The sequence below is a fragment of the Gemmatimonadota bacterium genome, assembly GCA_016209965.1.
GTDB lineage: Bacteria > Gemmatimonadota > Gemmatimonadetes > Longimicrobiales > RSA9 > JACQVE01.
In genome coordinates this window covers 1-9294 of the sequence record JACQVE010000290.1, presented here as the reverse complement: position 1 = coordinate 9294, position 9294 = coordinate 1, and the positions used below count along the sequence as shown (strand labels likewise).

The 9294-nt window shown below is 69.5% G+C and carries 10 protein-coding genes and 1 tRNA gene; 7 read left to right on the top strand and 4 right to left on the bottom strand.

Going from position 1 to position 9294, the window contains the following annotated elements; all coding sequences use genetic code 11:
• Together acnA and HY703_11625 are read left to right on the top strand one after the other, a co-directional pair.
• The coding region (acnA, locus tag HY703_11630) for an aconitate hydratase AcnA (protein ID MBI4545838.1) at positions 1-1938 on the top strand (1938 nt) is incomplete at its 5' end.
• Positions 1939-1953: 15 nt separating this feature from the next.
• A complete protein-coding gene (locus HY703_11625; GenBank protein MBI4545837.1) occupies positions 1954-2274 on the top strand; it encodes a DUF971 domain-containing protein in 321 nt (106 codons plus the stop codon).
• A gap of 58 nt (positions 2275-2332) precedes the next feature.
• Here the strand turns inward: HY703_11625 and HY703_11620 are convergent, their stop codons facing one another.
• A complete protein-coding gene (locus HY703_11620; GenBank protein ID MBI4545836.1) occupies positions 2333-3007 on the bottom strand; it encodes a hypothetical protein in 675 nt (224 codons plus the stop codon).
• Between the two features lie 173 nt (positions 3008-3180).
• Here HY703_11620 and HY703_11615 point away from each other — a divergent pair, with 173 nt between their 5' ends.
• Complete coding sequence (locus HY703_11615; GenBank protein MBI4545835.1) at positions 3181-3846, top strand: deoxynucleoside kinase; 666 nt, start codon at positions 3181-3183, stop codon at positions 3844-3846.
• Between the two features lie 90 nt (positions 3847-3936).
• Here HY703_11615 and HY703_11610 read toward each other — a convergent pair whose 3' ends face one another.
• The 3 genes from HY703_11610 to HY703_11600 form a co-directional block, all read right to left on the bottom strand.
• Complete coding sequence (locus HY703_11610; protein ID MBI4545834.1) at positions 3937-4089, bottom strand: hypothetical protein; 153 nt, start codon at positions 4087-4089, stop codon at positions 3937-3939.
• Positions 4090-4137: 48 nt separating this feature from the next.
• Positions 4138-5169, bottom strand: coding sequence for an alanine racemase (locus HY703_11605; protein MBI4545833.1), 1032 nt, complete (start codon positions 5167-5169; stop codon positions 4138-4140).
• A gap of 88 nt (positions 5170-5257) precedes the next feature.
• Positions 5258-5956 (bottom strand): hypothetical protein, encoded by a 699-nt coding sequence (locus HY703_11600; GenBank protein ID MBI4545832.1) that lies wholly within the window; start codon positions 5954-5956, stop codon positions 5258-5260.
• A 153-nt stretch (positions 5957-6109) separates the two neighbouring features.
• On the opposite strand from HY703_11600, the gene HY703_11595 reads away from it, so the two are divergent.
• The 4 genes from HY703_11595 (at position 6110) to HY703_11580 (ending at position 8532) form a co-directional block, all read left to right on the top strand.
• A complete protein-coding gene (locus tag HY703_11595; protein MBI4545831.1) occupies positions 6110-6967 on the top strand; it encodes a hypothetical protein in 858 nt (285 codons plus the stop codon).
• 201 nt (positions 6968-7168) lie between these two features.
• Entirely contained in the window at positions 7169-7624 is a 456-nt protein-coding gene (locus HY703_11590) for a hypothetical protein (GenBank protein ID MBI4545830.1), read from the top strand.
• Positions 7625-7788: 164 nt separating this feature from the next.
• Positions 7789-7862: transfer RNA gene (locus tag HY703_11585), tRNA-Ala, on the top strand.
• A gap of 226 nt (positions 7863-8088) precedes the next feature.
• Positions 8089-8532 (top strand): type II toxin-antitoxin system HicB family antitoxin, encoded by a 444-nt coding sequence (locus HY703_11580; protein ID MBI4545829.1) that lies wholly within the window; start codon positions 8089-8091, stop codon positions 8530-8532.
• Positions 8533-9294 lie beyond the last annotated feature (762 nt).

The following is a 9294-nucleotide window of genomic DNA, read 5'->3' as shown; positions in this document are numbered from 1 at the left end:
TTCGTCGAGTTCTACGGCCCCGGGCTGGCGCGGCTGCCCCTGGCCGACCGAGCCACGATCGGCAACATGGCGCCCGAGTATGGCGCGACGTGCGGCATCTTCCCGGTGGATGCGGAGACGGTGCACTACCTCGAGTTCACGGGCCGGCCGCCCGAGCAGCTCGAGCTGGTCGCGGCGTACCTGAAGGAGCAGGGGCTGTTCCGGTCGACCGATTCGCCCGCAGCAGAGTACTCGGACAGCCTCGAACTGGAGCTGGGCAGCGTCGAGCCGAGCCTGGCAGGTCCCAGGCGGCCGCAGGACCGGGTGCGGCTGTCCGCGGCCAAGCAGGATTTCCAGGCGCAGCTCGAGCGGATGCTGGAGGCCGCGCCGGCCGGGGGCGGCATGGTGCGCGGCGCGGAGCAGGTCGGGGTTGGAGCTGCCACGGCCGCGGCCATTGCCGCAGGCGCGCCGGCCGGCGTACGCGTGGTGGTTGGGGGCGAGCCAGTGACGCTGGACCATGGCTCCGTGGTGATTGCCGCGATCACGAGCTGCACCAACACCTCGAATCCGTCGGTCATGGTGGCAGCGGGTCTCTTGGCGCGGAACGCGGTCGAGCGGGGGCTCGGCAGCCAGCCCTGGGTCAAGACCAGCCTGGCGCCCGGCTCCAAGGTGGTCATGGACTACCTGACGGATGCGGGGCTGGTGCCGTACCTCGAGCAGCTCGGCTTCCACCTGGTGGGGTACGGCTGCACCACGTGCATTGGCAACAGCGGTCCGCTGCCGCCGGCGATTTCCGCGGCCATCGAGGAAGGCGGGCTGGTGGCCGTGTCCGTACTCTCCGGCAACCGGAACTTCGAGGGGCGGATCAATCCCGATGTCCGCGCCAACTACCTGGCCTCGCCTCCCCTGGTAGTGGCTTACGCGTTGGCCGGCCGGATGGACGTGGACCTGTACAATGAGCCGCTCGGCAGGGATGCGCAGGGGCGTTCGGTTTTCCTGAAGGACGTCTGGCCCACGCAGCACGAGGTGCAGCAGGTGATGCAGCGGTCGGTGCGCTCGGAGATGTTCCGGAAGCAGTACGCGCACGTGTTCGAGGGCGACGAGCGCTGGACGACGTTGCCGGCGCCGGGGGGCGAGCTGTTCGAATGGGATGCAGACTCGACGTACGTCAAGGAGCCGCCCTACTTCCTGGATATGCCGGAGGCGCCTCCGGCCGTGCAGGATGTGAGCGGCGCGCGCGTGCTGGCGCTGCTGGGTGACAGCATCACCACGGACCATATCTCGCCAGCGGGGAGCATCAAGCCGGACAGCCCCGCGGGGCGCTACCTGCTCGAGCGCGGCGTGGCGCGCACGGACTTCAACTCCTACGGCGCCCGGCGTGGCAACCACGAAGTGATGATGCGGGGCACGTTCGCCAACATCCGGCTGCGGAACGCGCTGGTCCCGGGCCTCGAGGGCGGGTACACGGTGCATTTCCCCACTGGCGAGCGCATGTCCATCTTCGATGCCGCCATGAAGTACGCCGCGGAGAACGTGCCGCTGCTGGTGATCGCGGGGAAGGAGTACGGCACGGGCTCCTCGCGCGATTGGGCGGCGAAGGGGCCGCGGCTGCTCGGAGTCCGTTCCGTCATGGCGGAAAGCTACGAGCGGATCCACCGCTCCAACCTGGTCGGCATGGGGGTGCTGCCGCTCGAGTTCCGGCCGGGCGAAAGCGCCGCCAGCCTGGGGCTGACCGGGACGGAGGAGTACCAGGTGTTGGGGCTGGCCGACGGCGTGGCCGCCGGGTTCCGCCGCGCCTGGGATGTGACCGTGCGGGCGCGCCGTACGGACGGCAGCGCGCTCGAGTTCCGAGCGCGCGCGCGTGTGGACACGCCGCAGGAGCTGGAATACTACCGGCATGGCGGGATCCTGCCCTATGTGCTGCGGCAGTTGGTGAGCCGCACGCAAGTTCCGGCCTGACGCGAATTGCCAGCCATGAAGGCGCGCGCCGAGCCCCTCGAGATCGCCCCCACGGAGGACGGCACGCGGCTGCGCGTCCGCTGGGCGGACGGCCACGTATCGGAGTACCCGCCCCTGCACCTGCGCATCAACTGCCGCTGCGCCGGGTGCATTGACGAGCTCACGGGGGACCGGATCCTGGACGTGAAGAAGGTCCCACCCGATGTCTACCCGCTGGAAATCCTGTATGTGGGCCGCTACGCGCTGCGCTTCGAATGGAGTGACTTCCACAGCACCGGGATCTACCCCTTCGAGCTGCTGCGGGCCATCTGTCCGTGCGAGCAGTGTCAGGCGTGAGGGAGGCTCGGGGTGACGCCTCCCCCCATACGCGCCCGAGGCCGGCGCCGGGAACTGCTCAGGGCCTGGTGCTCAGCGCGCGCACGGCGCCCAGCAGCGCGGCGGCATCACTCGAGTAGTGTCGGCCGGGGTGCGGCAGCGGAATGCGCAGCCGGACCTCCCAATCTTGCAACCCCCAATCCCTGTCGCAGTAGCGGCCGTCCCGGCGGTGCCAGCCGCGGTGCCCGCGCTCGAGGTGATCGTGGAGTGCGGCGTGCCTGAGGTGCCATGACCGGTCGTGCCAGTAGTGGTCATTACGGCGGTGCCAGCGCTCGTGCTCTCGATCGAGGCGTTCGTGAGTCCGATCGTGAGTGCGGGTGCGGACGTGGCGATAGCGGTGCCAGCGCTCGTGCTCTCGATCGAGGCGGCCGTGCAGCTCGTCATGTGCGTCACGGCTGTGCCCGCGGCGGCCGCGTCCATCCCGGAACCCGAAGTCGGGGTCGAACTCGTCGTCCTCGAGCTCGCGGTCGTCGAACTCGTCCTCCTCCGCTTCGAATTCCTGGTCCTGGGCGTCCCAGTGCGGTTCGCGCGTCCACTGCTCCCGCTGCTGGTCATACCACCACAGCGTAGCCGAGCCGGTGGACGCGGCGGGTGGAGTAGCAGGCGGCCGCCCTGCGGTTTGGGCGGCGCCGGGGTGCGCCGTCGTGAGCAGCAGTCCGCCCGCGATGGGGATGACATACAACGCACTTCTCATAGGCCACCTCACGCTGGAGTCGTCGGGCGTGACAGGCAGGGCGCGTGCCCCGCGCCGTGCGTGCGGCCAACGCCTGGTGAGGAAATAGGATAGCGGCCGGCGGGTCGTCTCCGTGGAATGGCGAGGTGACCCCTGAGCGGTGCAGTGCATGTCCTCTGGAGGGGACGCTCGCGATGATGATTGCCGTCGCCGGCATGGTCGGCACCGGTAAGACGACGCTCGCTCGGGCCCTGGCGCGCTGCTTCGGTTTTGCCGTAGCGCTGGAGAGCGTAGGCGAGGAGAATCCGTGGCTGCCGCTGTTCTATGGTGAGCCGGACGGGATGCGTCGCTACGGCCTGAATCTGCAGCTCCATTTCCTGGCGACGCGCATGCAGAGTTTGCGGCGGATGCGGGCCGAGGGCGGCGACTGGATCCTGGACCGCACGTGGTATGAGGACGCCGAGATTTTTGCGCGCGGGCTATACGAGCAGGGGCTCCTCACGCCGCTCGAGCACCGGTTGTACGAGCGGCTCTACACAGAGCTGAGCCACTCGCCGGCCGCGCGGCCGCCCCGGCTCATGGCGTATCTGCACGGGCCGCTGGAGCTGGTAGTCGAGCGCGTGCAGCAGCGGGGCCGGCCCGCGGAGAAGGAGGCGCCGCAGGAGTACTGGGCGCGGCTGCACGCGCGCTACCGGCAGTGGATCGGCGGGTTCCGGTTCTGCACTGTGCTGCCGCTGGACATCCGGGAGCATGACCTGGTCGCGGATCCCGGCGCGGTCGAGCGCGTGGCGCTCAAGGTGCAGCGCTGCCTGGGCCGCGACCTAGAGAAGGCGGCAGTGCAGTACCGGCTCCCGGTGTAGCGCCTGCGGGTCGGGGGGCGGGAGGAGTCCCGTTTCGGGGGAGGCACCGCCGCGGCGGAGGGGCCCACCAGCGCCGGTCTCCTTGGCGGGCTACTGCGACTTGGGCTCCGAACGCGCGCGCCGGTGCGTGGCCGGGCGAGCGACCGGCCGCGCGGCAGCTTCGGTCCGACGTCGCTCCTTCAGCCGCTCTTTGCGCCGCTTGCGGCGGCGGCGCAGCTCCCACTGGCGTGTACCCTTGCCCATAGCTTTTCGCAACTCCTGAGTAGGTTGATCATACGGCGCGCCCGCCGGTCAGTTGGGGCGGCGCTCCCACCCGCGCGCGGCCACGCTCCAGCTCGATTCGATCTTCTCGCCGCGGAGGCCCCAGAGGCGATCGTGCAGGTTGACCGAGACGCAAACGTGGTTGGGGACGATGCGCACGCGGTCGCCGACCCGCGGCCTCCAGGCCGTGCGGCCCAGATCGAGCATCCCGTGCTCTTCGGACATGGCGCTCACCACGACGTCGGGCCGATCCAGCAATGCGCCGTAGCCGCGAGGGGCCGCAGTGCCATGCAGCTCTTCACGGAACAGCGCCTTGGACCCCGCGTCCACCACCGCCTGGCCGGCCACAGCCGTGCTCACGACCGTGGCCAGGACGGAGTAGGCGCAGTCATCCCAGCCGCAGGCCCCAATGGCGGCCGTGATTCTGTCGTTAAAGACGTAGGTGCCGGGCCGGATCTCGGTGAGGCTGGGAATACAATGCGAGGCAAATGCGGCCGGCGTCGACCCGCCGCTCACGGTCTCGGGATCGAGTCCGGCGGCGGCGAACGCGTCCAGGAAGGCGGCCAGGCGCGAATTCAGCTCGCGGATGGCGGGCGCCTGCCGGTCCACCGGTTCGCGGATATGGCCGGGGTAGAAGAAGGCGCCGCGGAACCGGGTTGCCGGGTGGTCTGCCGCCCGCCCGGCGAGTCGCACGGCGTCGTCCGGCGTGGCGACGCCGCAGCGGTGGAACCCCAGGTCCAGCTCGACCAGCACGCCGACGTCCCGGCCGGCGGCGGCGGCCGCGGCCGCCAGCTCGCGGAGCACGTCCTCGCCGTCGAGCGCGACCGTGAGCCGCAGGTGCGCCGGTAGGGCCAGCAGCCGTTCCAGGCGCGGCCGGCCGACGGGCGGATAGGCGAGGAGCAGATCATCGGCCACGCGGGCCATGACCTCTGCTTCCCGCAGCGTAGCCACGGTCAGGCCGGCGGCGCCGCGGCGGAGCTGCTCGAGTGCGAGCTCCGCCGTCTTGTGCGTCTTCACGTGCGGGCGCAGTGCGAGGCCGTGCTGCCGCGCGTAGCCAGCCATCCGGTCGAGGTTGGCAGCCGCGCGCTCGAGGTCCACGAGCGCGGCGGGGGTGGGCAGCTCGGCCAGCCGCTGGGGGGCCCGCACTGCCTCAGCGCTGCGCGTCGGCGCGCGCCCTGGCAGGCGCAGCGACGCCGAAGTTGGCGATGTGGACGTCCAGGTTATGATTCACGCGCAGCCCCACCAGCCCGTTCACGTTCAGGTAGGGCACGCGTTCCAGGCTGCCCACCTCGGCGCCATTGACCAGGAAGCGCACCGCCCTGGCACCGACATCGATGGCCAGCGCGTTGGTCGCCTTCCCCGACTCGTCCGGCTGCTTGATGGCCGTGTGGGCGGTCCAGGCGATGAGCTCGTGCGTGTCGGGGCCGGCGCGGTGCTTGACCAGGTATTTCCCGTCCTGCCGTACCAGGAAGTAGAGGTAGTCCTGCTGGTCGGAGTCCAGCTCCTTGCCGCCGATGAACAGCCCGTAGGCCTCCGGGTGCCGGCTGGGTCGCGTGAGTGTAAAGGTGGCGCGGGCGCGGAACTGGCCCTCCGCCTTGTAGGCGGGGTTGTAGAAGATGGCGGCGGGCCCCGTGGTCGCATGCAGCCCCGAGCCCATGGTGACGAACTTCACGTCTTCCGCCCGCGCTGCGGCCTTGTCCAGGCGGAGCTGCCAGCCGGCGGGCAGAGTGCCGCCGCCAGTGGCCCGAACATCGGGATCGGGATCCTTCTTCTCCGCGGCCGGGTTCTGCGCCGGGAGCGGCACGGCCAGCGTGAGGATGGCGGCGAGCGCCGGGAGCAGAGTGCGCATGGTGATTCTCCTCGTGCCAGGGGGGAGCAAGAGCAACCGCATGATTGACGGAAAATTAGCAGACGCGGCGGCGCCGGGCCAGCAGATGGCGGGCTTGCCCCCTTGCCCCCTTACCCCTTGCCTGAGGGGCGGTGGCGGGGGTAGGATCGGGGCATGATCCCGATCCTGATCACAGCCGCCGTGGCGCTCGGCGCCGGGCTGGCGGCAGGCGCGGCGGTGTATACGCGCCAGGAGCGCCGGCGCGCGCGGCAAGCGTACCAGGAGCACCTCGAGCAGGCGCTGGCCGACGGCATCCTGCACCCCGAGGAGATCCAGGCGCTGGAAGCGCTGCGCGCTGAGAAGGAGCTGAGCGACCGCGAGGTGCGGATGGTGGCGCTGGCCATCTACCGGCGGGCGCTGCGGGATGCGGCGGCGGACTCCCGCATCACGGAGGAGGATGACCTCAGGCTCAGGCGGCTGCAGCAGCAGCTCCGGCTCTCGGACGCGGAGCTCGAGGCGGACCAGTTGCAGGTGCAACGGCTGCGGCTGCTGGCGCGCGCAGACCGCGGGCAGCTCCCGGTGCTCAAAGCGCCGCTGGCCCTGGCCAGCGGCGAGACGTGCCACTGGGTCGTGCAGGCCGCACTTTGCGAGCTGCTCTCGCTGCCCACAACGCCGCCCGAGCCGCCGGCCAGCCTGGCGATCCGCGTGGACAAGGACGACGTGCTCGACACCGAGCAGCCACGCGGCGCGCTGGGCGCCGATCCCAGCTTGCTCCCCTCGGACCTGGGCATGCTGGTCATCACCAGCCGCCGCGTGATCTTCCGCGGCGCCAAGCGGCGCCTGGACCTGCCTCACGTCCGGCTGCGCAAGCTGGGCGTGTACCGCGACGGACTGCGGCTGCAGGTCGAGAACGGCCTGGACGCCCGCTACTTCCTCGTCGATGACCCCGAGCTGACCGCGAACATCCTGCTCAGCGCCGCACGCCACCGGCAGACCGAGCTGGGCGGAACAGTGCCCAAGCGCAGCGCCTGAGCGCCGCGGCTTAGTGGTCGAATCCGCAAATACGGCGGCATTCGGTGCGTGGCCGTACTTACGAACTCGACCACTTAGCTCGACCTACCGCCTTTCGGGCCCTGGCTCTTCCAGAAATGATGCGCTTGTAGCTCGCGGCACAGCTCCTGCAGCATCCTCCGTTTCGCACGGCTGCGTCGGTGGAGCAGAAAGGAGCAGGCCATGATGAATATGATCGAGCGGTACTCGGAGCGGCACCGGGAAGAGGCGATCGCTGAGTTGCGGGCGGAACTGGCCGATTTCAGCCATGACGGGCTGGTCCAGCTCAAGGAGGACCTGGTCCGGGGCGGGGTGGTGAGGGGAAGCTGGGCGGGCTGCGTGATGTCCTACAAGCGCGGCGCCCCGGGCTCGGCCCGCCGGGACCGACTGGGCCGCGCCCGCAACGCGTTTACGGTGTTGTGGGACAACGGCTGGCTGACGGACGAGGAGGTGCTCAGCCTGGTCGAGGTCGAGCTGACGCGGCGGCGCACCCACCTGCCGCTGCCCGCGCCTGCGCCCGAGCGGCTCGCCCGAGCGGCTGGCCGCCTGAGGCACTGCGGCTCCCGCGGGCGGGCGGGCCGACCGCTCGAGGCAGGAGGGAGCCGCGGCGGGCTCCGGCGCGCAGTCGAGCCCCCGTGAGCCGGCGGAGCAAGGTCGAAACAGCCGAACAGAACCGCGGAGCCACGGAGCCGCGGAGCCCGCGGAGCCAGCGGAGCCAGGCGGCGGTTGACCCAGGGTTCTTCCGACGGTAAATTTTACAGGTGACGCGGAGGGCGGAGGTGTTCGCCCTCCGTATCGTTTGCGGGCCTGTAGCTCAGTCTGGGAGAGCGCCTGGTTTGCAACCAGGAGGTCACCGGTTCGATCCCGGTCAGGTCCATGCTCCCGTTTCAATTCGCTCAGGCCTCGTGCTCCAGCCGAGCTTGCCCTCTGTCTCTTGGAGAGCTTTGGGTTCGAGTGCTGGCAGGGGAAAGAGCACATCGTTTGCAGGCACAAGCACAACCCAGGCGTGTACCACGTGGTCCCCCGCCACGGGAGAGTGCGGAGCTATGTTGTGCGGGACGCCGTAAGGCTGATCGAAGGTCTGCAGGGGGAAGGAGGGGCTAATGAGTGAGACCGAGACGCTAAAGAAGTACCGGATGATGCCCTATAAGCGCCGGGTCGAGAAGGTGACCGATGAGCGAGAAGGGACCTACTTCGTCTGTCGCTACGTCGACCTGCCGGGCCTAGCCGCCGACGGAGAAACCCGGGCGGAAGCTGTCAAGAATGCCGAGGCAGCCTTTGACGACTACATCCTGGCGCGGCTCCACTTCGGTGATCCCATCCCTGAGCCTGAGGGGGCGCGGCGCGTCGAGCGGGCCGTTGCGCTGGCCGAGAACGCGCCCCAGACGACGCTTGCTTTCCAGTTCGTCCTCGAGCGACCGACGATGGCTATGGCGGAGGGCGCCAAGCGAACGCTTGATGCACTGCTGACGAAGCACGAACCCGTCACTACCCCAACTGATGCCCCCATGAGAATCCAGCAGGAGCGGATCGCCATAGTTCAGTAGAAAAAGCTGGAGACAAAGCAGGCGGGCGCAACCGAGCGTTCGGGACGTTGAGGATCTCACTTGGCCTGACCCTCCACCGCTCGGCCAGGGGCCAGCGCGATAGATCTGGGCAAACCGGTTCGCCGGGGTCAACCCAGCAGCAAATCAAGAGCAATCCAGCGCCCGGACGCACTTACGTAGCACGGAGGTAGACTGCGAGTTCGGGGCGCGCTGGCGTCAGTCCGGACAGATTCCGGAACCTGGGCGTGGAGCAGGGGATCATCGGGCGCAAGGCTCCATTGCGCCGTTCGAGACGGCGATACCGAGCGCCATGACGTCAGCGTCGGACTTCGCTCGGGACCTGCGCTGGACAGTTGATGGCACGTGCGACTCTTCACCACACGCCATTGGTTCGGACTCTTACAACTTCATGTTTCTCCTGAAGACGGAATCAAGAGGCACGGCATCGAGCAGAGGGAGGATCGCTCCTGGCCGGCTTCTCTGGGGAAACTTTGTCCCTTCCCCCAGGGTGCGGTTTGGGAATCCGGTCTATCCGGTCTGGGCAGGGTAGCATGGGGCCGGCTCGGCTACTAGCTTGCCCCGGCAATCCGCCGTGTGGCGGGCGGCGTAGGATATTCACCATGTGGGAGCGGGAACGTGGCGGGTGCGCCGGATGCCGGGCCGGGACGTGGAGCCGGGCCGGGGCTCAGCGAGGAGCGGCTGCCGCGGCGGCTGGGTTTGTGGAGTGCGGCGGCGGTGCTGGTCGGCTCGACGATCGGCAGC

Bases quoted from the DNA above. Each gene is read 5' to 3' on its own strand.
- HY703_11615 (MBI4545835.1), top strand. From the start codon at position 3,181: ATGATGATTGCCGTCGCCGGCATGGTCGGCACCGGTAAGACGACGCTC.
- HY703_11610 (MBI4545834.1), bottom strand. From the start codon at position 4,089: ATGGGCAAGGGTACACGCCAGTGGGAGCTGCGCCGCCGCCGCAAGCGG.
- HY703_11595 (MBI4545831.1), top strand. From the start codon at position 6,110: ATGATCCCGATCCTGATCACAGCCGCCGTGGCGCTCGGCGCCGGGCTG.
- HY703_11625 (MBI4545837.1), top strand. From the start codon at position 1,954: ATGAAGGCGCGCGCCGAGCCCCTCGAGATCGCCCCCACGGAGGACGGC.
- HY703_11605 (MBI4545833.1), bottom strand. From the start codon at position 5,169: ATGGCTGGCTACGCGCGGCAGCACGGCCTCGCACTGCGCCCGCACGTG.
- HY703_11600 (MBI4545832.1), bottom strand. From the start codon at position 5,956: ATGCGCACTCTGCTCCCGGCGCTCGCCGCCATCCTCACGCTGGCCGTG.
- HY703_11580 (MBI4545829.1), top strand. From the start codon at position 8,089: ATGAGTGAGACCGAGACGCTAAAGAAGTACCGGATGATGCCCTATAAG.
- HY703_11620 (MBI4545836.1), bottom strand. From the start codon at position 3,007: ATGAGAAGTGCGTTGTATGTCATCCCCATCGCGGGCGGACTGCTGCTC.
- HY703_11590 (MBI4545830.1), top strand. From the start codon at position 7,169: ATGATGAATATGATCGAGCGGTACTCGGAGCGGCACCGGGAAGAGGCG.